Annotated in this window: 17 protein-coding genes and 1 tRNA gene; 4 read left to right on the top strand and 14 right to left on the bottom strand. The window is 63.3% G+C overall.

Features of this window, described 5'->3' with window-relative positions:
• Window positions 1–8: 8 nt before the first annotated feature.
• Window positions 9–84: transfer RNA gene (locus J8G26_RS16110), tRNA-Thr, on the top strand.
• Between the two features lie 148 nt (window positions 85–232).
• On the opposite strand, the gene J8G26_RS16115 is transcribed toward J8G26_RS16110, so the two are convergent.
• The 5 genes from J8G26_RS16115 to J8G26_RS16135 all read right to left on the bottom strand — a co-directional run bounded on the left by J8G26_RS16115 (window position 233) and on the right by J8G26_RS16135 (window position 11,175).
• Window positions 233–2,476: a hypothetical protein gene (locus J8G26_RS16115; RefSeq protein WP_210570144.1), complete on the bottom strand. Its 2,244-nt coding sequence runs from the start codon at window positions 2,474–2,476 to the stop codon at window positions 233–235.
• A gap of 370 nt (window positions 2,477–2,846) precedes the next feature.
• The gene (locus J8G26_RS16120) at window positions 2,847–3,617 is read right to left on the bottom strand and encodes an HNH endonuclease (protein ID WP_210570146.1); all 771 of its coding nucleotides are present in this window, start codon (window positions 3,615–3,617) and stop codon (window positions 2,847–2,849) included.
• Between the two features lie 84 nt (window positions 3,618–3,701).
• Entirely contained in the window at window positions 3,702–5,369 is a 1,668-nt protein-coding gene (locus J8G26_RS16125) for an ATP-binding protein (RefSeq protein ID WP_210570148.1), read from the bottom strand.
• Window positions 5,370–5,376: 7 nt separating this feature from the next.
• Window positions 5,377–6,690: a hypothetical protein gene (locus J8G26_RS16130; protein WP_210570150.1), complete on the bottom strand. Its 1,314-nt coding sequence runs from the start codon at window positions 6,688–6,690 to the stop codon at window positions 5,377–5,379.
• 33 nt (window positions 6,691–6,723) lie between these two features.
• Window positions 6,724–11,175 carry an N-6 DNA methylase gene (locus J8G26_RS16135; protein ID WP_210570154.1) on the bottom strand — a complete coding sequence of 1,484 codons (4,452 nt, stop codon included), beginning with the start codon at window positions 11,173–11,175 and terminating at the stop codon, window positions 6,724–6,726.
• A 111-nt stretch (window positions 11,176–11,286) separates the two neighbouring features.
• On the opposite strand from J8G26_RS16135, the gene J8G26_RS16140 reads away from it, so the two are divergent.
• Both J8G26_RS16140 and J8G26_RS16145 read left to right on the top strand, forming a co-directional pair.
• Window positions 11,287–11,541 carry a type II toxin-antitoxin system Phd/YefM family antitoxin gene (locus J8G26_RS16140; RefSeq protein WP_210570156.1) on the top strand — a complete coding sequence of 85 codons (255 nt, stop codon included), beginning with the start codon at window positions 11,287–11,289 and terminating at the stop codon, window positions 11,539–11,541.
• Window positions 11,538–11,951: a type II toxin-antitoxin system VapC family toxin gene (locus tag J8G26_RS16145; protein ID WP_210570158.1), complete on the top strand. Its 414-nt coding sequence runs from the start codon at window positions 11,538–11,540 to the stop codon at window positions 11,949–11,951. The genes J8G26_RS16140 and J8G26_RS16145 overlap by 4 nt, the downstream gene beginning before the upstream one ends.
• A 71-nt stretch (window positions 11,952–12,022) precedes the next feature.
• On the opposite strand, the gene J8G26_RS16150 is transcribed toward J8G26_RS16145, so the two are convergent.
• A complete protein-coding gene (locus J8G26_RS16150) occupies window positions 12,023–14,905 on the bottom strand; it encodes a helicase-related protein (RefSeq protein WP_210570160.1) in 2,883 nt (960 codons plus the stop codon).
• A gap of 18 nt (window positions 14,906–14,923) precedes the next feature.
• Window positions 14,924–20,236, bottom strand: coding sequence for a DEAD/DEAH box helicase (locus J8G26_RS16155; protein ID WP_210570162.1), 5,313 nt, complete (start codon window positions 20,234–20,236; stop codon window positions 14,924–14,926).
• 243 nt (window positions 20,237–20,479) lie between these two features.
• On the opposite strand from J8G26_RS16155, the gene J8G26_RS16160 reads away from it, so the two are divergent.
• Entirely contained in the window at window positions 20,480–21,229 is a 750-nt protein-coding gene (locus J8G26_RS16160) for a hypothetical protein (RefSeq protein WP_210570163.1), read from the top strand.
• Between the two features lie 90 nt (window positions 21,230–21,319).
• On the opposite strand, the gene J8G26_RS16165 is transcribed toward J8G26_RS16160, so the two are convergent.
• The 7 genes from J8G26_RS16165 to J8G26_RS16195 form a co-directional block, all read right to left on the bottom strand.
• Entirely contained in the window at window positions 21,320–21,517 is a 198-nt protein-coding gene (locus J8G26_RS16165; RefSeq protein WP_210570164.1) for a hypothetical protein, read from the bottom strand.
• Window positions 21,504–21,731, bottom strand: coding sequence for a hypothetical protein (locus J8G26_RS16170; RefSeq protein WP_210570165.1), 228 nt, complete (start codon window positions 21,729–21,731; stop codon window positions 21,504–21,506). The genes J8G26_RS16165 and J8G26_RS16170 overlap by 14 nt, the downstream gene beginning before the upstream one ends.
• Window positions 21,715–21,945, bottom strand: coding sequence for a hypothetical protein (locus tag J8G26_RS16175; protein WP_210570166.1), 231 nt, complete (start codon window positions 21,943–21,945; stop codon window positions 21,715–21,717). The genes J8G26_RS16170 and J8G26_RS16175 overlap by 17 nt, the downstream gene beginning before the upstream one ends.
• Entirely contained in the window at window positions 21,932–22,261 is a 330-nt protein-coding gene (locus J8G26_RS16180) for a hypothetical protein (protein ID WP_210570167.1), read from the bottom strand. Before J8G26_RS16180 ends, J8G26_RS16175 begins: the two co-directional genes overlap by 14 nt.
• Before the next feature lie 100 nt (window positions 22,262–22,361).
• Entirely contained in the window at window positions 22,362–22,709 is a 348-nt protein-coding gene (locus J8G26_RS16185) for a hypothetical protein (protein WP_210570171.1), read from the bottom strand.
• Window positions 22,709–24,265 carry a DUF3987 domain-containing protein gene (locus J8G26_RS16190; protein WP_246881436.1) on the bottom strand — a complete coding sequence of 519 codons (1,557 nt, stop codon included), beginning with the start codon at window positions 24,263–24,265 and terminating at the stop codon, window positions 22,709–22,711. The genes J8G26_RS16185 and J8G26_RS16190 overlap by 1 nt, the downstream gene beginning before the upstream one ends.
• Window positions 24,262–24,846, bottom strand: a 585-nt coding sequence (locus tag J8G26_RS16195; RefSeq protein ID WP_210570173.1) for a toprim domain-containing protein, incomplete at its 5' end; no start/stop codon positions are given. The genes J8G26_RS16190 and J8G26_RS16195, both read right to left, overlap by 4 nt.

The following is a 24,846-nucleotide window of genomic DNA, read 5'->3' on the forward strand; positions in this document are numbered from 1 at the left end:
AGGCTTACGCCGGTGTAGCTCAGTCGGTAGAGCAGCTCATTCGTAATGAGAAGGTCGGGTGTTCGATTCATCTCTCCGGCACCAAGTCAGTAAAGGAAACCCCGCTATCCAAAAGATAGCGGGGTTTTTCTTTTTCCGTCCGATGTAAGGGCGGATGTAAGACGATTTTTTGCATGGGAGTGGAAGCACCGTGGATGCTGGCTTCTTCCCGCAGATGTTGGCCTACTCTTGCCTACGGCCTGAATTTGCTCCGGCCCTCTTCCCAGCCTTCTTTGACCCCAGCAAAGAAGTCACGCAACCCCGTCAAGCCAGATTGGCCTTTCTCCGCCAGGTTTTGCCCCAAGGTGGGGCGCAGCTCCATGACGCGCAGCCACTGCATCAACTCGACCTGATACACCGCAGGATGTAGCGTGCAAGTACCGATCCACAACAGCAGTTTTTCGGCGGCGGCCTCAATATCCGACTCGGCCCCCTGAGAAATGGTCTGCAAACGCAGCCATGTCTCGCGCAGAAAGCGCAGCTCATCGTTCAGCCGCCACCTTACGTAGTCCGTCGCAAAGTCTGTTCCTGAAGTTGTGCGTAACTTCAGCCGTTCTGCCTTGTCCTTCAAACCTGACTCCAGTCGCTCGACCAGGGTTCTATGCGCCTGACAAGCTTGCTCCTGCCAAACCATGTAACCCTTGCCACGCACCACCTTGTCGGCCAAGGCCTTAGCGCGCTCCGATTGTGTGCGGCTCAGTATGGGCAAGACCGAGCCCAACACCAAACCACCGGCAGGGCCAAACACGAGCAGGCCAATGGTCACACCAGCGAAATTGCCCGCCACCGCCAGGCCCGCTCGAATCGATCCATTGATCATCACCTCCTGCAGCGCCAATGAAGCCGTGGTTTGCCCCGCGCTGTATCGCTGCCATTCGCGCAGGGCACTCAGCACCACAGCAAACGCAGGCACATGGGGGTGCAGCAATGCGTCCCCCGCATCCAGCGTGTGCTCCGTGACATGTTGCACCCCTTCCTGGCTATAGCCCTCGACAAAATGGACCTGACTGGCCCACTCCGGCAGCTGCCCTTTTTCATCCGCTAGGGCCAGCATCTCCGCCACCTCGGCATTGGCCAGAACTGGGTAGTCGTAGCGCTCAAAATGCTGCTCCAACAATGACAGATCAGCCGCGTTTTTCACCTGGAACTTGATGCCATCCACCATCAAATCCCAGCCTGGCTCATTGGCTGTGGCCGGAAACTCAACAATGTGCCCTTGCTGTACCAACTGGCTCGCAACCACCTGTTCCGCCACATAGCCCTTCAAGTTGCTGATGGCACCCAACTGGGCCTCGACGCCCAGCGAAGCCACGGCATGGGCAAACGCGCCGAATTCCAACGGATCGGAAAGGTCAGGAATTCGCGAAAAATCGGCCGCCTGCAGCACCTGCGGGTTAAGCACATGCAGGTGGTACAAAAGCTCGCCCAGCGTCAACGCTGACATGGCAGCCATGTCGGAATGCGCACCGTCACCCTCGCGCATCACACGGGCCCAGCCGTCCGCCTCTGGCTGACCGGGCAAACCGCGCTCCATCATCCGGGCAACCTCGGGGCGCAAGGCCACTGGGTCGCGATGGGCGGGGCAAATCAAGGCCCAGTCGCCCCGGTAGCGCTCATGCACGCTGCGCGGCAGTGTCCCCAGGCGGTCGAGCTCAGACACACGACCAAAAGCCTGCGCCATGGCCCGCAAGCCAGCGTTACCCGCCGTCAAACCGTTGAGCGCCAGCAACGCAATCACCCGCATGGCGATGGCGGCCTGGATCTTTTGATTGGCAGAACGCGCGGCCCACCATCCTGTGCCCAGCGTGGCCAGCACAATGGTGACCGGGTTGGAAAGCACCGCCACAAAAGACACCAGCGCTGGGCCACTTACCAGCGGAATGAATGCCGAAGCCTGCGCTGCCAGGATGTACGCAGAAAACCCCGCCACGCTCACCGCTGTGCCCAAGGAGGCCAGCCCGCCCCCGGTAAGCAAGATGGTTCGAATGGCGTCGTCATTCAGTTCACGCGCACCGATAGCCTCCAGCAGTTGGGCGCGTACCGTCGGATCAAGCTGCGACACCCGCTGCCGAACATCGGCCACCAAGGCCTGACGCGCTGTGGCGTGGGCGGCATCGTCGCCTTGCATGACCTGGGCCAGCATTTCATCCAGCGTCTGGCGGGCCAAGGCGTCCAGGCTGTCGGGGGCCGTGCGGGTCTCCATGCCCAAGCCTGCCTTGGCCTTGTCGAGCAGGCCCGGCTGCAACGAAGCCAGCAAAGTGGCCACCAAGTCATCGGCGGCCGTACCGGCCGAACGAAGGCTGCCAAACGTCGAGGCATCCAACCCGAAGGCCTCACGCAGACGCATCCACAGCAACAGGCGCAAATCATCGTCCGGCACGGGCGCCTGCTGCCAATCGATCACGCCCTGCTGCAACGAAGCCACGGGAGACGGCATGGCGGCTGCGTCACCCTCCTCCTGCCCACGGTGGCCTCTGGATGCCCACCTTTTCCCCAGGGCATCAATGCGCTCTGACAGGCGCTGCTGCAAGGTTCCATCTTCAAACAACGCCAGGCAAGTGGCCAACAAATGGCGCGGCGCCGCGCCCAGTCCGGCCACCAAATCCCGCGACTGAAGGACCGAGACCTGCTGACAGGTCGATGGGGAAGGAAGCTGGTGATGCATACCGTTTGTGGATCAAACCAAAGTGCAAGCAGCTTATCGGCTCAGAATGTCCAAGTCAGCCAAAAAATGGCACCGGACATCGAGGCTCGCTGGCACCCACGCCGCCTCCGCAAGAAAACCGGCCCAGGTTTTCTGCGTTGCCCTATGGGCCAGTGAGAAACCGTTGCCTGTGATACCCCATGTACCGCTGGTGCTCCGGTGCCATCCAGCGCATCTGCATCGTTGGTCGCAGCCCCAGTACCTCACACGCAGCCACATCCAACTGCGGCGAAATGAGCGCACGGCCATGCTCGTCAAAACTCAGCAAGAACTGGTCGAACAGCGCATCGAGGTGCGGCGCCAGCAGCAAGCCATTAAAAACATCCAGCCGCTCCGCATCGCTATCGCACACGACCCAGGGTTTGGCGTGGCTGGCACGCAAAACGGGCGCCAGGGCCAGCCCGGTGACCGCACACGCGCCCCCCCAATAGTCCAGCATGGCCTGGCGGTAGGCCTGCTGCCCCAGCCGCTGGCGCACCATGCGCAGCACCTCGGTGCTCTGCGCCACGGGCGGGGCCAGCTGCGACAGCTCGGCCTGCACTTGCTGTTCGAACGAAGCCACCGCCTGGTTGGGCAGCGCCTGGGACAACGCTGCGGCACGGCGCAGCCATTGGGCCAGCAGGGCTTCGGACGGCAGCACAAACGTGGTGGCATCCGCGGGGCTCGCGGCAAAGGTGCGCGCAAGTTCTTGCGCCAGCGTGGCACTGCCGGTGTCGATTGCCACCTCGAAGCCCTGCCCCGCCACCGACACGCGCACCCGTGCCGGGTGCCGGGCCGACGCCAGGGCCATATGCTGCACATCGCCCGGCAGCACGTATTCAAAGCCGTTATCGTGGCCGACTTTTTCGATGAGGGCGCGTTGCAGGGGGTTCATACGCGCTCAAAACTGGACGGCGCATCCATAAACCACCCGTAAACCACCCATAAACCACCCGAATTCATCCGATTCATCCGAAATTCACCCCGTTTGGATGGCACCGAGTACATACACCGCACTTTTGCCAGACCCGTTCAACACAATGCTTCCCGCTGCATTCATGCGTTTAAGCAAATATTTCGCCTGCCACTCGCTCAAACGGCACAGCTCCATCACCTCTGCCCGCTTGATGCGCCCATGCTGGCGCACGTAGCTCAGCACCATCTGCTCGTGCTGAATGGGCGCAAAGCCTGCTTGCCGCGTGTAGGCCGCCTTGTCAGCCACAGCGCCATACACAGCGGCCGACAGCATGTAGGTGCGCCCGCGCGTGGCGCCATGCGCCTCCACAAAGCCTGCCTCGGTCAATGCCTCCAGCGTGCGCTTGGCCGAAGCCACATCGCGCTGAATGCGTTCGGCCAGTTCTTCCACCGTCAGTCGCTTGAGCTCTCGCAAAGCTCCCAGGGCAATCAGCGAATCAATGGGCAGTTCGGCATTGCGGCGGCGCTCCTCGTCCACCACCAGGCGGCGAAACTCCAAGTCGGCCGGACCGGTGGGCAGGCGCAGCACCACGTTCTGCGCATCGGTGCGGCTGTAGTCGGGCGCCGGGCGGCCAAACTTGAGCAGCCCCCGGTAAATGGTGTCCACGCCACGACCCGAGCGCTCCACCACGCCAATGCGCTTCATGGCATCGGCCAGCGCCCGATTGCGCGGACGCGGCTCGGTCACCAGCAGGTTGGCCAGCGTGACGCCATCCACCAGGCCGCCGGGGTTGCTCACCACCAGCGCGTCGTCCTCCAGCCGCACATGCATCGCTCCCAGGCGGTGGTAGTCGCGGTGGATCAAGGCATTGGCCACGGCCTCACGGAAAGCGCCCATGTCCACCAATGGCACCGGCACACGGAATAGCCCTACCTGCAACTCCTCCTCGGGGTTGTAGGGGCGGAAATTGGTCTCCAGCCAATCCACGGCCTTGAGCAGCGGGTAGCGGCGGAACTCGTTGAACTTTACCGCCTGCTGCGCCAGCACCTGAAAGGCGAACTCGTGCGTGGGCACCCGCTGCTGCAGCGCTGCCTCGCGCCCCACCAGCAGCAGCCCCGTCAGCGTGGGCAGGCGGCTGCCATCGGGCTGGCGGGCCGTGAGCCCCAAGGCACCGTCCAGCGCCTCATCGTCCAGCTCCAATAGCACCCGGTCGCCGCCATATTGCTGCACCGCCTGGCGCAGGCGCTCGCGCTCCAGCGGGTCAAAGTCGGCCAGCGTGGCGCCCGCCACGGGTTGGGCCGACACATCCACCAGGCCAAAACTCGACGCGCGGCTGGTGCGATCGTGCGGCAGCATGGGCGCGCACTCGGGGGTGCCGTCATGCTTGATGCGCCGTCGCAAATACACCCCGCCCTGCGTGGCCACCTCGCCCTGGGCCTTGGGCACGCGGATGCAAGCCACAGCCACACCGCCCACCTCTACCGCCAACACGCTGACATTGACCGAGGGCGACGTGCGCGCCGCCACCATGCCGGCCAAGCCAGCCAGCAAGCGGTGGTCTGGGTGCAGGCCGGTGGGCGTGCCATCGTCCTCCACGCCCAGCCAAAGCTCGCCGCCTTCGGCATTGGCCAGGCACACCACGGCCTCGACCAGCTCCGTGTCAGGAAGGCGTTTGCGGTCGCTTTTGAATTCGACGGTGAGGGATTCGACCTTCGGGATGGGTAGATTCATTTCAAACTCAGTATCCCAATGTCGCTTGCACGAGCGATGGGGCTGCAGAAAACTCTTCGAACGGCTTATTCCAATCCATCTTGGGATAAGCATCGCGCACCAGCTTTTGGAATTTGGGTTCTTTGAGCATCTCGTAGGTCACCGACTTGATGACCAGCCTGACCTCCATATCTTGAAGCAAGCTGTCCACGGCGGGAAAACACTTGTCCAGCTGGTCATTGATCCAATCGCGCACCTGCTCCTTGATGGGCTTGTCAGTTCCTCCGTATACCAACTCGAACTCAAGGTCCTTTGGCGGTTTTTTTACAAGGGCAGGCAAAAAACTCTCCACCAACTGCTTGCGCGAATTGTCAATTTCCTTGCCCAACTCTTTTTTGATTTCCTCTGAGTAGGCTTTGACCTGTGCCGCTACACGTTCGATGGCCTGCCTTAATGGCTCTCGGTCCGTACGCAGCGCAACCACACCATAGGGCGCGACCGAGTGCGTGTATTTTTTTCGGATGGCGTCGAGTACCTGGCGCAACTCTTTGGATTTATCAGCAATTTTGGCTTGCGGTGAAATCAGGCTGAAGCTGGTGGTGAGGCGTTTGCGGGTGGCATCGTCAGCCACTGACAGCAACTTAGATGGCAGCGACACCTTTTGGTGTGCCAGTTGCGTGCCCGTCATTTCAATTTCGACAAAGTCCACCAGCGAGTTGAACACTTGCACCTTACGCGCCACGTCAAATGCCTGTGGCGGATTGATGCGGAGTTTTTCCTGCACCGGTTGCAGAGCCTCTATGGTGGCCACAACACGTCCAATGGTGCGCAAATCATCTGTCTCTGCGGACGTTGGCGCCTCGGTACTGGTGGCGTTTTCTGCTTTGTCCGCAACCTCTGGCTTCTTTGCGGCTGCGTGCGGCGGCTCCACCTTCGGCGTGGGCGGAACATAGCCCAAGGCTGAGAGAGTCGGTTGAATTTGAGACGGATTAAGCGCCAGCGCGTTGGGTGCCGTGGCCTGCTCCATGGTGGCATCGACCAACAAAGGAGGCGTGGCAAAGCACCAACCTTGCTCGTCCGCGACCAAAACACCCAGCCGCAGGCCTTGCTCCAGACGCATGGGCACGCCCGCCTGCAGTACCTGGAACACTGCGTCAAAGTGACCGTAGCCCAAGCGGGCAGCCTTGTCGGTACCGTCCACCACGATCAGCAATTGCCCAACCGGCAATCGCTGGTGCGCCTCAATGACAGCGGCGCCCACCACGTCACCAAAGCCAGGAATGCACAGCACCACACGGCTTTTGGCGTCACGCACAGTCTGGGCAATCAATGCCTCGTCCATACATACAAACATGGGTCTGCCCTCTTTCAATTTTTATATTGATACGCGAGAAATAGCACCCGCATCCCACGCCGCCAGCACCAGCCTTTGCGTGCGGTACTCGCCAAACTCGCGCAGCTCTTTGTTTTTGAGCACGCGGAAGGTTTCGCTGGGGTAGTCATCGCCCAGGACATCGGCGGGGTCGAGGATGTAGCGCAACTCGTCGCGGGTCAGGCCGTAGAGGCGGGCGTAATAGGCGTCGAGCTCGGCGCGCAGTTGGGCGCGGCGCTCGGGGGCAAAGGGGAATGGCGGGCCGTTGTGGCCCAGGTCGCGCGCCCAGCCGGCCAGGTCGTGCGCGGTGTAGGTGAGTTCGAGCACGCGCGGGACGATGTAGGCCAGGTCGGCTTCGGTGTAGCGGTCGGGAGGGAGGACGGGGAATTGCTTGATGTAGAAGTAATTGAGCGTGGTTCCGCCAATTTTTTGCCGCGCCACGAAATCAAAAACCAATGCTGTCAGGTTGCCCAAAAAAGCTGCTGCGCGTTTCGGCTCGACTTTCTGACTGTCCATCACGAACAACGGAATTTTGTTCCCCACTCCCGCCAACGGCAGCACCGACGCAATCACCGTGCGCTCGTTGGTGGCGTTGGTGATGTCGCGCCAGCCCATCAACCACGGTGGGCACGACTGCTGCAGCCACTGCTCGGCCAGCGCCAGCACGTCGTCGGCGTTTTGCAGGGGTGCGGCAGGGGCGCTGAGGTGGCGCTGGCGGGCGGTGTGGGCCAGCACGGCCTGTTCGGCCTGCGCGTCCACGGCAAACCAGCCCGATTGCTTGAACTCGGTGGACATGAACACTTCCACGGTGCCCTGCCCGGGCAGGTAGTGGTCGTTCAGCGGTTCCAGGACGGCGGGGTTGTTGCCGCACAGGCCCAGGCTGACGGGCGCGACATCGCTGGCGTAGGGGTACTGGCGCACAAAGGCTTGCCAGGCGGTGTAGGTGCCCACGGCGGGGTTGTGCTGGCGCGCGTCCTGCAGGTGCCAGCCAAACAGTAGTTGCGTGGCGCACAGCAGGGCCGCTTCGGCATTGCCGGTCTGCAGGGCTTTGCGCAGGCCCTCGGGCAGGGTGGAGACGCGCAGCCACACTTCGCGCGCGCTCACCCAGTAGCGCGGGGTTACGGTGTGGGCGGGGTCTTGCTTTTCTGCCAAGGTGAGGTCGCGGCTGTCGCCCGCCGGGGTGTAGGTGGCCCAGCGGTGGTCGAATTGGTGGATGAGCTTGGCTTCGTACAGGGGCAGGCGGCCGGGGGCGGGTTCGTTTTTGAAGCGGTAGCTGTCGGTGTTCATCATGAACATCAGCATCAGGCTCAAGCCCCAAGGGTTCTCTTCTGCTTCCTCGTCTGTCTTCTCGCGCCACAGCACAGGCGTGGCGCGGTAGATCTTCTTGGTCAACTCGGCATCGGCATTGGAGCGAAAGACCGGGCAGGTGCCGGTGTTGGGGTTGAGTAGCTTGAAGTCTTCGGGCGTGAGTTGGAAGCGCCGACGGGTGTCGTGCAGGTCATCCATCTTGCCGGCGAAGCAAACGAAGTCAGCCTTGTCTGCACGTCCCAAGGTCAACAGACAAAACTTGTAGCTGCGATGCACTGATTCGAATATCGCTTCGCGATTTTCAATATCGTAGAAGCTGATCAGATTGCCCCTGGCAATTTTGTTAAACAGGTGCTGGGTGAAAGAGTCGGTGGCGATACCCGAGGGCACGATGAGCCCGGCACGACCATCGGCACGTTTCATATCAAGGAACAACTCGGCAAAGAGATAGGCCAGGTTCAAACGGCCAAAGCCTGAAGCGGGGAAACGACCACTGGAGTGGATAAAGGCTTGCGCGGCCTCGGTGGTGCGCTCGGCCAACTTGAACGCGTCGTACAGCGCCCGGTTGCTGTGCGCCAATGCCGCAATCATCTTGTCGCGCGCAGCCATGTGCTGGGCGTTGGCCACTTCGGGGGCGCGGCTGGCGAAAAATTCTTGCGGGTCAAGCTGCAGCATTTCCCACGGCGGGTTGCCCAGCACGCAGTCAAAACCGCCTGCTGCAAACACCTGCGCAAAAGCCAGCGGCCAGTGCAGCACGCGCGCCTGCTGGCAGGCGGCGCGGGCGGCGGCCACGGCGGCGTGCTGCGGGTGGGCGCTGTCGGCCAGCCGGTGCGGGGCCGTCAGGGCCAGGTGCAGCGTCTCGCTGGTGGGCACCTGCGCGGCGGTGTCGGGGGTTTTGGGCAGCAGGTAGGCACCTACAGCCAAATCGGCCGCCAGCCCAAGCGGGCTATGCGCTAGCTGCTCACAAATTTGATGGTAGGCGCGCTCTTGCGCGGCCACGTCTGCGGGGGTGTCGGCGCCCAGGGCTTCGAGCGCTTGCAGGGCTTGCAGGCCGGTATCGGTGGCAAAGGCCAGCAGTTGCTGGCCGCTTTGCACGTCTTTGGCCAGTTGCTTGAGGGCGGCGGCGTTGGTTTTGGCCAGCGCTTTGCACACCTCTTTGTCGTCGCCGCTCAGGGGTTTGAAGGCGTCTTTGGCTATGCCGCGCTCCAGCGCTTGCAGGTCGGTCAGGCCCAGCAGGGCGTCGCCCACCTGCAGGTGGTGGTCCAGAAAGCCCAGCGGGCGGCCTTCTTCAAAACCTTCCAGCCACAGGGCGGTGCGCGCCAGCTCGATGGCCATGGGGTTGCGGTCCACGCCAAAAATGCAGCGGCCCACCACTTCGCGCAGGGCGTGGCGGTAGGCCTGGGGGGTGACGGCGCCTTCGGGCGCGCGCAGTTGGGCCAGCTTTTCGGCCAGGCGGCGGGCGGCGGCCAGCAAAAAGTGGCCGCTGCCACAGGCGGGGTCGATGACGCGGATGGCCAGCAGCGCATCGACCGGCTGCGCGGGGCTTTGCGCCAAGCGCTGCGCAATGACGGGGTCAAGCGCGCTGCGGATGAGCTCTTGCACCAGGCTGTCGGGGGTGTAGTAGCTGCCGGTGAGCTTGCGGTCGTTGCCGGCCACCGCAACGATGGACGTGCCTTCACTCGTCAGGCCGACAAAGCCGAAGCGGCGGGCGTGCAAGTCCACCTCGGGCACCAGCTCCAGCAGGCTTTCGTACACGCTGCCGAGTTCTTCGGTGCCCATGTTGCGGTAGTCGATGGGGGCCAGCGGGCCGCCGCCGGGGGTGGGCGCCCAGCGCAGGGCGTGCATGGAGGCCAGCAGGTCGGCGTTGGTGAGCTGGGCGGCATCCAGGTGCGGGCACTGGTGCGCGGCAAACAGGCCGCCCAAGGCGGGCAGCCCCAAGCGTGGCTGGCCTTGGCCCAGGCCGTGGAAGACGATTTTGACGGCCTGCCACAGGTCGTCAAACCGGGTGCGGGCGCGCCGGCGCAGGGCCAAATCGCGCAGGCGGGCCAAGGCGTAGCCGCTGGCGTAGGCCTGGGCGGCGGCGGCCTTGGCGCGGGCAGCGGCGGGGTTGTCTTGGGCTTCTTGCGCGCTGGCCTGGGCGGGGATGAGGCCGCGCTCTTCCACGCTGAAGGTGAAGATGCAGCGGTAAATGAGCCGCAGCAGTTGGGCAAAGTAGTCGGGTGGACTCAGGCTGCCGTCTTGCAGGGCTTGGCGCAGGGCATGGTTGGCGGGGTGTTGCACAAAACCCTGGCCCAGGGTGATGAGGGCTTGCGTGACGCCCGCGCGCAGGCCGTTGCGCACGCGGGTGCCTTCTTCCTGGCCCGCTTCGCGCCAGGCCTCCCAGACGATGGCGGGCGGTGCATCGGTGCTGGCGCCCTGCCCTGCGCTGCTGGCCAGCAGCCCGGCGCGGCTGGCGTGCAGCAGCCGCCAGACAAAGGCGAATTCGGCCAGGCGCTGGCCGGCCAGCAGGTCTTGCAAATCAAATTCGAGGTAGCTGGGGCGGGTGAGCGTGGCGGCGTCGCGCAGCAGGCGCAGGGTTTTGCCGTTGCTGACCAGCGCCCATTGGTGCGCCGGGCTGGCGTTGAGCAGCTCTTGCGCCAGCTGAAAGGCGGTTTTTTTGCGGCTGCCGCTGCCGGTGATGGCAAAGCGTGTGTCGGGCTCGTCCAGCCCCAGGGTGTGGGGCGCCACCACGATGGGCAGGCCGGGGCCGGCGTCACCTGCACCGGGTGCGCTGGCCCAGTGGGTGATGGGGTAGTGGCGTGCATCGCTGCCCTCACCCAGGGTGATGCCGCTGCTGGCGCCCACGCTGGGGTAGGCCAGGGCGTCGCGCAGCAGTTCGGTGATGAAGCTGGCGGCGGCGTGCTGGGGGTTGACGTCGGCCCGCTCCAGCAGCGGGGCAAAGCTGCGCCACTGGGCGCAGGCGATTTGAAAGGCGCGGCCGATTTCGTCTTTGAACTGCAGGCCCTTGGGCAGGCGGTAGTCCGCCTCGGTTTGCAGGCGGGCGCTGCCATGGGCGGCCTTGGCCAGCACGTCGGGCAAAAACAGGCCGCCTTCGAGCCGCAGGGTGGGCAGGTTGAGGGCGGCGGTGTGGCGGCGAACGGTTTTCATGGGCGGGGAGCGGCACAGCGTGCCGGGTGGGCTGACACGGTGGGCCGGTTCAGGTACAGTGGTGCAATTCTGACCTGTCTGGTCAGACTTTTGGAAAGACGGAGGCGCACGATGCAGACATGGCAAATACAGACCGCCAAGGCACGGTTTTCAGAGCTGGTGAAGCAGGCGGCCGAGGATGGGCCGCAAGAAATCACGCTGCATGGCAAGCCGGTGGCGGTGGTGCTGTCGCGCGAGGCGTTTGAGCGGCTGAGCGGGGGCGGAGCGCCGTCGCTGGTGGAGTTCATGCGCCGCTCGCCCCTGCATGGGCTGGATGAGCTGGTGCTGGAGCGCGACAGCAGCCCCACGCGCGAGGTGAAGCTGTGAGCTATTTGGTGGATACCAATGTGCTGTCGGAGTTGCGGCGCAAGCAGCCCGATGCACGCGTGGTGGCCTGGATGGAGCAGCGGCCCGCCCAGGCGCTGTACCTGAGTGTGCTGACGCTGGGTGAGATCCGCAAAGGCATTGAGCGGCTGCAGGGCGATGCCCGCCAGGCGGCGCTGCTGGACTGGCTGGAGGTGGAGCTGCCCCGGTTTTTTTGGGGCCGCGTGCTGGCGGTGGACGCGCACACCGCCGACCGCTGGGGTCGCCTGCAAGGCAGCGCGGGCCGCCCGCTGCCCGCCATCGACAGCCTGCTGGCCGCCACGGCGCTGCAGCACGACCTGACACTGGTCACGCTCAACACCGCCGACTTTGACGGCCTGGGGGTGCGGCTGGTGAACCCGTGGCTGGCTTGAAGCACCACGCCAAACGCTATTTACTTGATAGCTGTTTGCGCTTGCCAGATAAGCGCTAGAGGCCATTTTCATCACAAAGAATCGGGCAACAACACGTACACGCCCATCACGTCCACGGGCAGGCAGGGGGCCACGCTGTATTGGCCCACGTCGCGGGCGGCTTCGCGCACACGGCGGTGGTCGGACAGCAGGGTTTGGGCGCGCTCCTGGGCCAGGGCTTGCAAACGCTCTGGGTGCTGGGCCAAAAACTGCAGAGCCTGGGCCACTTCGCGGGCCATGGCCTCACGCGGCAGGTTGCCGGTGGGCACGCATTCCAGCAGGCGGGCGGTGCCTTCGTCGCTGAGCCACTCGGGGTTGCTGCGGCCTTTGACGGCCAGGGCCACGGTTTCCTCGGCCATCATCTGGTAGGGCTGGCGGCGGCGCACGTAGCTGAGCTGGTGGCGCAAGCGCAGCAGCACGACGGTGGTGACCACGTCCACCGCATCGGTGATGGTGGCGGCGCAGCGGGCGGTGATGGCGGGGGCCTGGGCGGTTGCGGCATCGCCCTGCAAGGCATTTTCAAGCAGGTGGTCGGCCAGCACGCTCACCAGGGGGTGGCTGCGGTGCAGCTCGGCAAAGTCGAGTGCCAAGGTGGTGTGGGCTGCGCGGGTGGCGCCTTCGGGCACCAGGCCTTCGTCGGCCAGGCGCTGGCGCAGGGCTTCGGGCAGGTGCTGGGTGTGCAGGCGGTGGGTATTGCGCCGCGCGGTCTCCAGCGGTGCGCCCAGGCGGGCGCAGGCGCTTTGCACAAAGCGCTGCACGTCGGCATGGCTGCCCAGGGCGGCTTGCTGCTTTTGCCATTCGGGCAGCACCTCGTCGGGGCGGATACGGCGCTGGGCGAACACAGTGCGGTTGGCCTTGGCTTTTTCGAGGGCGTCGGTCCACTGGGTTTGCAAGGGTGCGATCAGCTCTTCGGCCTCAGCGAAGTCAAAGCCCAGCTGCGGGCTGGCGCCCTTGCCCTCGCGCTTCATCAGTGCGGCCTTGATGAGTGCCTGGTTGATGCGCTGCTTGTCTTCGGGCATGGGCACGAGCACGCCCAGCTCTTTTTGAATGGCCTCGCCCTTGCGCAGGATGACGTTGAGCACAAAGCCATCGACCGGGTTGTCTTGCCCGTAGAGCATGGTGCAGCGCACCTCGGGGGCTTGCTGGCCAAAGCGGTCCACGCGGCCTTCGCGCTGTTCGTGGCGGGTGGGGTTCCAGGCCAGGTCGTAGTGGACGACGGCGGTGAACAGGTGCTGCAGGTTGATACCCTCTGACAGGCAGTCGGTGGCCACCAGGATGCGGGCCTGGGTGCCCTCGCCCTCTTCCATGCCTTCGACCTTGGCGCGGCGCTCTTCGGGGCTGAGTTCGCCGGTGACCACGTCCACCAGCACTTTGGGGAAGTGTTTTTTAAGCTCGGCGGCCACGTAATGCGCGGTGGCGACGTAGCGGCAAAACACCACGGGGGCATAGCCGTCTTTGACCAAGCCTTCCATGTGGGCGATGAGGGCGGCAAGTTTGGGGTCGCCGGCTTTGCCGGAGAGGCGCTGGGCCTCGGCAATGAGGGCCTGCAGGCGTGCAGCGTCTTGCAGGGCAATATGGGACTCGTCCAGCTGGCCTGCGGGCTCCAGGTCGTTGCCATGCAGGTCGTCGGCGCCGCCGTCGTGCAGGCGGTCGTCTTCGAGCAGGTCGTCTTCGTCACCGCCCAGGGCGGCGGTTTTGCCTTCCAGCCGGGTGGTGAGCGCCTTGACCGCCGCCGCTGGGGACGATGCCACGCAGCGCAGCAGGGCCAGAGTGGCGTACCAGATCAGGCGGGCGCTGCCTTGCTGCGTTTGCTCGACCGATTCGGCCATTTCACGGCAGTAGGCTTGCACGGCGTCAAAAAAGGCGCCCCAGTCGCCGGTGAGCTTGTAGGTGAGCTCGGTTTTCATGCGGCGGGCAAAGCCCCGGCCGTCGTGGGTTTCGGCCTGCCATTCCACGATGTCTTTGCGGCGGCGCTGCACAAAGTGGCGGGCCAGTTGCTGGCGCAGCGGGTCGTCGGCCGAGGTGCGGCTTTGCAGGCCCACAAAGGCCGGGTCGAGCAGCGACAGCAGGTTGTAGAACGCGGCTTCGTCGCCCGAGTGTGGGGTGGCGGTGAGCAGCAGCAGGTGGCGCTCGGCATCTTTGGCCAGGCGCTGCAGCAGCTCAAAGCGCAGCTGCTTGCCCGCGCCGCTGCTGGCGCAGGTGTGGGCTTCGTCCACGATGATGCATTCGGGGGCAATGCTCAGGAAGTGCTCGCGGTGGCGTTCGCTTTTGATGTAGTCGAGGCTGACCACCACGATGGGGTGCTGGTCGAACAGGCCCACGCCGTGCGGCAGGTCACGCTCGATGCGGCTGGCACTGGCCGATGTAAGGGCCACGGCCTGCAGGTTGAAGCGGTTCTGCAGTTCGCCCTGCCATTGTTCGACCAGGTGTGGCGGGCACAGCACGGCCAGGCGGGCGACTTCGCCCCGGTCGATGAGTTCGCGGGCAATCAGCCCGGCCTCGATGGTTTTGCCGATACCCACGTCGTCGGCAATCAACAGGCGAACGGTGGTCAGCCGCAGGGCCATGAGCAGCGGCACCAGTTGGTAGGCGCGCGGCTCGACGGCAATGTTGCCAAACGAGCGGAACGGCCCGCCGCCCGCGCGCAGCTTGAGGCGCAGGGCATCGCGCAGCAGCAGCGCTGCGGCATGGTTGCCGGCCTGCTCGGGGTTGGGCCAGGCAAACGTGGCGGGGGTGACGGGCTCGAACTCCAGTTCAGGGATCAGGGTGATGATGTCTTCGTCCGCACCGCCCAGGGGGCGCAGGCGCAGCAGACTGCCCCCGTCGCCCTGGTGGGTATCTGCCTGCACCACCCATTCGCGGCCACGGGCACGCACCAGGTTGCCGGGGAGGTAGTCAAGGGTGTCGGTGGTCATGCAATAAATTCGATGGGATTAGCTGAAAACATGCGGGTGGCTGTCGAACTGGTGTGGCCATTGGCTTGGGTTGGACATGTCGAGCACGGTCTGCCCCTTGTCCACCAGCGCCGCAACATGCTCCGCGAGCGGCGGCACGAGCACCACGACCGTGCGCGCGGCCTTGTATTGGCCTGCCACGGTGAGTTGACCACCCAACGCAGGAACCTGGTATTGATCGGGCTCCCGGTGGCCGCCCGCTTGCAGGGCTTGCTGCCACTGGGTGAACAGGTCGTCTGAGCTTTCGGCAGCTGCTGTTGTCTGTCCGCTGGCTTGGGATGTGGGTGCGGGTTCGTCCGGTGCAGCGGCCACCTGGGCGTTTGCCAAGGCGACCAGCATTTCGATGGCCTGGGCGTTGCGGCGGTTGATGTGGTCGTGGTCGGGCTGGTTGAAGTACGACAGCAGGCACTGGTAGCAACCGGCTTCGCAAATGCTCTGGCCGGTGGCGGTTTTTTGCTCCAGGGCCTCCAGACCATCGACCGTCCAGGCGCCGGTGGGCGCATTGTGGTGCATGAGGCGCAGGGCCTGTGCAGCCACCTGGGCCATGGCGCCGGGTTCGGTGGCCAGGCGGGTGAGCACGCCCGCACCGCCCTCGGCCGCTTCGTAGAACAGCAACGCCTTGCGGTCGTCCTGCTTGGGCAGGGGCTCAGCCACCAGTTCGGATTCTTCGATCTGGAAGGTCATTTCAATGCCGCGCTTGAGGGCCGCTTGCAGGGTGGCCATGGCCTCCAGTTCCAGCGGCTTGGCGGGCGCGAGGATCAGGATGTTGCGGTGGTCCTCGACGAACGGAACGATCTGCTGGTTGGGCACCTTGTCGAGCAGGTCGGTCTCGGTGGCGTCTGAGTCCTCGGTCGCGCCGGGCTCGTCTTTTTTGCTCCACTGCCCAGTGATGGGGTTGATGTAGAAGCCGAGTTGATCTTTGTTCTTGCGACGGCGCCAGCCCCGGTTGATGCGCCAGATTTGCGCGGCAGGGGCATAGGTGAGAGCGGCAAGAGCATCTTCAGCGGGTCCATCGAGGCCGGTCACCAGCGACTTGTGCTGGGCAATCTTGCCGTCAGGCCCGGGCAGGAAGCGGTAGGTGGTTTGCAGGTCAAAGCCCTGGCGCTGGCGGTCTTCGTCGTTGATGGAGATGCGCTCGACCGGGATGGTTTCAACGGTTTCAATGCGGTAGAGACTGCGCACCCAGTCGAGGTCGGTGAGGAGCGCACCGCAGTTTTCGCACAGGTTGTGGTGTGGTTCGGTGCCGTCTTCGCCGCCCATGTGGGCGTAGCCGCACTGGCTGCAGACGCGGCTGGCCACGGTTGCAAGCTGGCTATTGCCGGAGATATGGTCCTTTGATCCCACGTTGAGCTTGGCGCGCACCACGCGGTACATGCGGCCCTGGTGGTAAATGAGGCTGCGCGGCCCGAATTCAGACAACGCCAGAAAGCGCGGGCGGCTGACCATGCTGCCTTCGTCGTCCTTGCCTTTGGCTGCGGTGCCGCCCTTGGCGGGTATCCAGGCCATGAGGGGCAAGCGCGGAAAGTTGTAGCCAGGCAAAAAGCCCTGGCTGGCCAGGTAGCGGTAGGTGTAGAAGTCGGAGTTCTGGCCGTTGCCTGACTTGAGCAACACCGCGTATTGCCGGGCGGCGTCACCGTAGCGGCGCTGGGCGTTTTGCTTTTCGGCATGGGTGGTGGTGTAGCTTTTGACCACCTGGTCTGCCATGTCCATTTGCTTGCGGGTGGCGTCCACCAGCACGCGCCAGCGCTCGAAGGCGGCGCTGAAGTCGTCGGCGGCGCGTCGCACGGTGGCATCGATCTGCTCGGCGGAAAACCAGCTGCTGCCAGCCAGCACGGGGGCGAGCTGGGCCATGAAACCCTGGGTGCTGTGCAAGGCGCGTGCGGTGACTTCGGGGGCGGCGAGTTTGTCGCGCAATGCCGGTTGCAGGGGCTTGTCGGGTTGCTCCAGGTCTAGAAGCGGGGCAATGCTGGTATCGAGTTGCACCTGCGCGGCTGCCATCCAGACGGCGTGCAGGTGGCTTTCGACCAGGTCGCGGTTGGCCAGGTCGAGTGTGGGCGGCTTGACGATGCCATGCACCATTTCGGTGGCATGGTGAAAAAACCATTGATCGTGCGGGCTGAGCGCAGCGCAGTAGGTGATCACCAAGGCCTGCTGGCCCGAGCGCCCTGCCCGGCCGCTGCGCTGCGCGTAGTTGGCGGGTGTGGGTGGCACGTTGCGCAGGTACACCGTGTTCAGGGCCGAAATATCCACGCCCAGCTCCATGGTGGGCGAGCAGAACATGACTGGCAGGCGCTCCAGCGGGGCTTCGTGCGCGGGGTTGGCAAGCCAGTCTTTGCGGTCTTTTTCGGTGTAGCGAAAGCGCTGCTCCAGCAGTTGGCGGCGGCTGGCGTCCACCTGCGCGGTGTGTTCCTGGGCCTCGAAGTCGAACAACGGGTGATCTTGCTGGCGCAGGTTTTCCGCCACGGCCAGGTAGAGGCTGCGGAAAAACTGGTTGTGCTTGCCGATTTCAAGGGCCTGCGCCTCATCGACCAACATCCAGTCCATGCTGGAGGCGTTAAGGCGCCAGCCAACAACGGCCCCTTCCACATCGAGCTTGTGCACGTATCCGTAATGTGACGCGGCCTGGAGCAGTTGCTCCGTGAGCTCCACCCATTGAGGGTCTTTCCAGGTGGACACCTGGGATGCAGCCGCACTGTCCTTCCAGAATTTGGCGGCTTTGATGTCTTTGAGCAAACGCGAGCGGGAACCACCAGGCACCAGATCTGTGCGAGGCTTGCCCTTGTATTCGGGGCGCTTGGTGAGGATGAGGTATTTGGCCGTCTCCAGGTTTTCATCAGCGGCGAAGGCCCAGCGTTCATTGAGGTATTGGTGGGCGGTGGCCTTGGCCTTGTCCTGCTCCACGGGGTCGAGGTAGCGGGTTTCCAGGCACAGGCTACGGCGCATGCTGTCAAAAAGCAGGCTTGCCACGGTGGCGCGCTGCTGCGGGCTGATGCAGGCCAATACCGTATGGGCGGCGAACAATGAGGTCTCAGCCACGAATTCATCCAGCCCGCGATATGCGATGGACAGCAGATTGAGCTGGTCCAGGTTGGGGTTGTTGAAGCGCCAGCCCCGGCGCAGGTCACGCAGGAGCCTGTAGCCGATGATGAAGCGCATGGTGCGCTGGGCATCCTGGCGGGCCAGCCCCATCAGTTTGGGGGTGCGCAGGTATTCGGCCAGAGTGCCGAAATCGGTCTTGTCGAACCCCAGCGCCTTAAATACAGCGTCGGCCAGGGTTTCTTCATTCAGCATGCCCTGGTGGTTTTGCAACGCGCCAATCAAGGCCGAGCGCAGCGTGAGCAGAAACACGAAGTCATTGAAATGCCCGGCCTGGAGGGCGGCATCCTGGCGGTTGTCGGTGAAGCCCAGCAGTTTGCGTGGGTCGGGCTGGTCAGCCGGTAGGTCTTGCGCCGCGAACAGTTGCCGTATGGCGCTGAGCGTGAGGATGGTGGTGGCCGAAGAGCGACCCTCGCCTGACAGGCTGGCGAGGCGGTTGATGTCCTTGCCGTGCACTTCGTGGGTCTGCCCGCAGTTCAGACAAAAACGAAACTTGCCGGGGATGAACCAGTAGTCACCGCCGCCACGGCCTTGCCAGCCCTGGGGGCTGACCTGAATGTCCTCGGGTACGTATTTGCGATAGGTGCTCTTAACCTTGGGCTCGGCCTTGGTCAGGTCAAGCCAGGATTCGGGCAGGTCTTCGATGCTGCCACGGTAGGTCTGACCCGGTCTGGCCGGGCACAGAAAACCATAGCGGGCGTTTTCATCGTCATCGCCCGAGATGTCGTCGATTTCGCGGGGGGCATATTCCACCTGCGACTGGCCTGAACGCCACACCGGGTGGTACTCCTGCCCACAATCGCGACAAAAATGAACAGGGTAGAGCTGCGTGCCCTCGTCCTGACGGCCGGGCGCAAAGCGCTGGGCGTCCAAAGTGAGGTGGCGCACGCCCTCGGGCTCCAGCGTGGCCAGCACCTTGCCGGGGCCACTGATGAATTGGTGCAGCTTGAAGGCGAAGGGGGCGCGGCCCTGGGGCGTCTTCACGTCGTGCGCGGCCACCAAGAAGCGCTGCAGCCCGGCATGCGCATCTTCCACCGTGCATTGCGCATCGTCAGCCAGGCGCTTGGCGGCATCGCCCAGGGTCACCGGCCTGGCCCGCCGGGGTGGCTCATCGAGGGGCAGTTCTATGCCAAGGCTCAACTCCACCCACACGGCCAAGGGGTCGTCGCTGAACGCGGCGAAGTCCGGCCAGTGGTAGCTTTCTTTCAGTAACGCTGGCTTCAAGAGTGATTTGACGGCCTCGATGTCCTTGGCGGGGTTGGTGACCCGCTCCAGGGTTTCTCCAATCACATCGTGCTCGGTGATCTGTGCGCCAAACAACAGGCTGGCGACGCTGGCAACGGTCTGGTTTCTGTCGGCCTGCGTGCCCGTCGATGACATGGTGGCGGAGGTGCCAATGCATACCAGCTGGTGGGCCTGCAAGCGCTCGCGCAAACGGCGCACCAGCAAGGCCACGTCGGCACCCTGGCGTCCACGGTAGGTGTGCAATTCGTCCAGCACCAGGAATTCCAGGCCCTGGCAATGCTCGACCACGCGCCTGTCCACGTCCTCGAAACGGGTCAGGATCAACTCCAGCATCATGAAATTGGTGAGCAGGATGTCAGGCGGATTGTCGGCAATTTGCTTGCGATCGGCGTCACTTTCCTGCCCGGTGTATCGGGCCACGGTAAAGGGCTTCTGCTCGTCTGGATAACCATGCAGGAATTTGTCCAACTCTTCCAGCTGGCTGTTGGCCAGGGCGTTCATCGGGTAGATGACGATGGCCCGGGTGCGCTTTTGCGGATCGGCCTGCTTGGCTTTGAGGATGCGGTCGATGATGGGAACAAAAAACGCCAGCGACTTGCCCGAGCCCGTTCCAGTGGTGACCACGTAGCTCTGCTGCTTCTGCGCCTTGGCCAATGCCTGCAACTGGTGCACGTAAAGGTGCAGATCGGCCGCTTTGCCCTCGGTTTTACCCGTCTGAAAGATGTGGGAGCAACTGGCATGAAGCATCCCCTCATGCGCCAGTTGCTGGACGGTGCTTTGCCGCTTGTAATTCGGGTTGATCTGAATCAGTGGCTCGGGCCAGTAGCGGCCACGGTCGTATTCCTGCTCCACCTTGGACAGGATGTCCTGGGCGGAAACCTTGGAGAAACTACGAGAAAACGAGCTGTATTCGCTGATGAGCCGATTGCGGAAATCAAAGACGTTATCCATGCTTTTTTCCCGCAGCGGGACAGAGTGATCAGAACCAGTTGCATTATGCAGATGTAACCAAGACGGGACTGCCGATAATCCTGCAAATGAAAAGACCTGCTGAGGTGGGAGTGACGTACTTCTTCATCTGTCGCCTCTGGATGACTGCATCGACGAAAATCGCTATCTGTCGCCACACGGAAAAGCCAGGCGAGGCAAAAGGCGCTTGAAATAGTGCAATTCACACAGTCAAGGGAGATCCATATGACCATGGTTCGCGGTGTCCGCATCCTGGCCGCACCCTGCTGTGGCGCTCAATACGCCTTGCCCAACTACATGTCGATGAACTTTTCGGCATTCGAGTTCTGGACGGATGGCTGGCGCGACGGCTCGCTCATGCCCAACGACGAAGGCCTGCGCCGCTGTCAGTGTGGGCAATTTGTTCTTCTGAAAAACCTGGTCGAAGTCAGCACGGCGGACGACTCCACTCTTCCGTCCCTCGGCCATGTTTCCACCGAACAACTTCCTGAGTGCATTGCCAGCGCCGCCAGCGATGAGGTGGAGCTTGCCGCCCGCATTATGGTTTGGCACCACCTGAACCACAGCTACCGTGAGCGCTACCGCCAGCACCGGGATGCCGAGGAAGCGGCCACCAAAGCGAAGTGGCTCGCGGCCCACCCCGACAACCGCTCCTGGTGGGACAAGCTGCGCAAGCGCAAACCGCCGTCGTACATCAGACCTGCGGACAGTCCGTTCACCTACCCAACCTTCGAGCCAACGCCAGAGCAACAACAAAACATGGAGCGACTCAGCACCATTCTGGCCAGTCGCGATGGTGAATCGCTGCGCTGGAACGCCATCCCTCTGGCCGAGCTGTACCGGGAACAAGGGCGGTATGAAGAAGCCCAGCGGGCCATTGATGCCGTAGAAAAGCGGGAGGACGATGTAACCGTACGGCTAATTTCAAGGCTGATCAAAGAGCGGGATGCTGCGCCAATGCGCTATCGGATGTGATCCGAAGATACCAATCGGTCGGCAATGCCCCCGCCATGCGCATTACCTCTCAATCCAAAGCTGTATGGCCTGTCTCGGGTGGGAATGCACCTATTTCGGCATTTCAACCGGTTTCTGATTCCTTGCATCCTCATGGCGTTTGAGGATGGCCATGACCGCTTCGTGGACTGGTGTGCCAGACTGCAAATGAGCAATACGCACGGCCCGCTCGGCATCGGTGAGGGCTCGCTGGAAGGTCTTGGCTCTGGATTCCTCCAGGCGCCGAATACGCAGCTCAATGGATGTCATGCCCACCTCCTGCATGTTCGGGGTCTTCGACCACGACAGGAAAAGCGCTACGGTGCCGGAGAACCCGGGCAATCACGGCGTCGTAAAAGGCAGGGCTGCCAACCTCCAGCGTCCTGATGTGCCGGTCCAGCTCCTCGTCGGTCATCGCCTTGAGGTTGGATTTGACCCGTGCTGCTTCCAGCAGCGCTATGCGTTTTTCAAGACTGGTTGCCATGGTCGGTCTCCTTGGCCTTTATCACCAGCGCAGCCCGCAACAGGAACTGCGCCTCGCTTTCGTTGTCCTGGCGTTCGATACGCAGACCCGAAGGCATGTGGCGCATTGCCACCGTGCCATGACCGGGGCGGATGAAGTGCACCAGGACCCTCGGGGCGTTGACCGGCGTGGCGACCTTCTCCAGCACGGCGACTCGTCGTTCAAGACTTGCCATGTTTGGATTCCAGAGCTTCGATACGTGCCAAGAGTTCGGTGGTCTCGACAATCTTGGCCACGCCGCCCAGCGCGGTGATGATCTGCGCAGCCTGGCTCGGCGCAATGTCGCCCTCGGCTGCAGCCTGCACCACGGCATGTGCCTGCTGCGCCAGGGTGCCATCGGGCATATTCAGTGGGGTCGGCAGTTCCACAGGCCGCAGACTCGGCAGCACCCGGTCCAGCAGGATGCGGATGGCCTGTGGGTCACCCGCCAGGGCCTGGGCGCGCAGCACGGCAATGATCTGATCCAGATCCTGCGCCAGCTTATCACGCAACTCAGCCACCTTGCCACGTCCAGCCGGTCGGCCGGGGGAAGCGCGATTACCTTTGGTGAAGCGGCCTGCCGGTCCGCGATCCGCCGTTTTTTTGCCGTCTTTATTCGGTGGGGTCATAGTGTGTTTCCTGTTGAGACGTTGGTGTCTGGGGGGCGATGGAGTCTTTGCTGGCATTCACCTTGGCATCCAGAATCAAAGAGGCGTTGCGGAATTGGATGGCGGTCGCAGCGGTGGTGCAGGGGTCGAAGTCCACCACCCAATCCAGCAGACGGCCCGTGGTGTGGTGCGCCGATTGGAGTAGCTCAATCAGCGTGGGCTTGTGCTGCCGGATGCCCGCACGAAGCTCATCGTTCAGGCGATTGGCAGGCGTCACCGTCAGCTTGTGGCCGTCGGTTTCCAGAGTCAGGCCAGCGTGGTGCAGCGCCAGGTAGAGGGCGAAGGCGGGCATCAGAAATCCTCGCTTTCAGCAACAACCTGCGAACTATGCGAAGTAAGCGAAGAATCAAGACTGGCGCGGGTTTCAGGCGTTTTTGAGGCATCGCTAACTATGCGAACTTGTCGAACTAACTCCGGTTCGGGGTGGCTTTGTTCGCTTACTTCGCTTTGTTCGAGAAGGCGAACATCTGCCGCAAACCCGCGTGGTTGCTGGTTGTTCGCATAGTTCGCTTTGTTCGCTTTGTTCGCAGCCAATTCATAGAACTTGGTCGGTCGGCCTGGGCCGCTGCGGTCCTCGTGCACGGTGATGTGCGGCGGGTTGCAGGTCAACAGCTCCTCCAGCGCTGCATCAATCCGCGTTTTGTTCACATGGCCACCGAAGCAATCCACGGTGATTTGCTTGCGCGTCACGCGCTGGCGCGCAGTCAGGAAGTCCACGATCTTTTGCGCCGTATCGTTTGTCTCGGCCACTTCCACTTCGTCGGCTGCGCTGCCAAAGACGAACTTGATGGAGTCCACGCTGTAGCGCACCCAGGCCAGAGCCGCATTGATGTGATGCACCTCCACCGTGGTGGTCAGGTCGCACAGAGCGAACAGCATGGCCAGGCGCAGCAGCATGGGGGCACGGCGCTCAATCAATGCTGTGATGCGTTCGCCCGCCGAGTTGTCGTTGAGCTCGCTGTGATACAGCACCTCGTAGCGCTTGCGGGCGTCTGGCGACAACTCCACGCGCATCTTGTCCTTGTCGGCCCAGCGCTCGGCCTGGCAGAACTGCAACACAGCCAGCACGCGCGCTGCCAGGGCATCCACGTCCTCCTGGCGCGTGGCGCGGGGGAAGGCCAGCATCTTGGTGCGTTCGGCCCAGAACATCAGAAAGCGGTTGGCAAAGCCGTTGGTGAGCTCGCGTGACGCCATCAAACTCCGCAGTTCTGACGGAGTGACAGCCCCCACCATGGCGATATGCGGGTCAGTCGCCCAAAGGCGGCTGCTCTTGGTTGCGGGCTTCATGCTCACCCCGTCCCAGCAGTCGCGCAGCGCTGCCGACAACGTATTCCCTTCGCGCTTGCCTTGGTGCAGGATGTTGGCGAACTCGCTTTCGATCACCAGCAAGCGCTTGTCGAGGATGGGTTCGACTTCAGTTTTCCCCTCGATGTAGCCATCGTGGATCAGGAACACCAGGCCCTCACGGGATGACAGGCCGCCACGGTGAACATGGGGCGTGGCGTCCTGGCTCAGGGCCTTGAGCGCTCGCTCGATCCGGCCGATCAGAGCAACCGCATCACCCTTGCGACCACGGCCCGAGCGACCAATATGCAGCATGAACATGCGTGCGTGGTGCCAAGTGTTGCCGATGGGCATGTACGGCCCACGTCCCACGGCGCAACCCATGAAGGCAATGAAATTTGCTGCGATGGCGTAGGGGTTGGCTTCGGTGGTGTCGCCGCCTGCGCGGGCCACGTCGCCCACCAATCCATACAGGCAGGCAGGATCAGGCCGGGGGGCGTTGCGGTGGTTGTCGAGGCCGTCGTCATCTGCCGCGTCGGCCAGGATGTTGAAGTCGCTTTTCATTGCTGACCCTCCAGCCACACGTCGGCCCAGTCGGCGCCGGGGCGCGATGGCGTCAACGTCTTGTTGTCGATTCCGGCCTTGTCGGCACGTTGCGCCAGGGCGGTAGCGGACTGTTGGCCTGCGAGATCGTTGTCGGCAAAGATCACCAAGCGGTCGATGCCACGGGGCCAGTGAAAGCCGCTGAGGGCATTGGCACAGTACGCGGCGACTACGGGCAGGTCCGAACCCAACGACGCGGCCACGGCGGTTTCGATACCCTCTGCGATGCCCAGCACGCCACCACGAGGAGCCGCCAGGGGAATGCAGGCGCCAGCCAAAGATGCGGAAGCGGCCGTCAACTTTTTGGGCGTTGGAACGTCTGCCTTCTTGCCGTCTGTCAGATAGGTGCGGTGGATAGCAATCAGTTCGCCGTCACGCACGATGGGGGCCAACATGGCCGGAAAGCGCCCCAAGAGCTGAATCTCACCGTTGTCGTCGGTGTGCCAGTACGCCAGGTTGGGGTGCTCATGGAGGCAGGACGGGATATTCCAGCCCCCCAGGCTGCGAAATCTCCCTCCAGTTGACCACCCAAACGCATCCGA

Source organism: Acidovorax sp. JG5, assembly GCF_017939685.1.
Classification (GTDB): Bacteria; Pseudomonadota; Gammaproteobacteria; order Burkholderiales; family Burkholderiaceae_C; genus Acidovorax.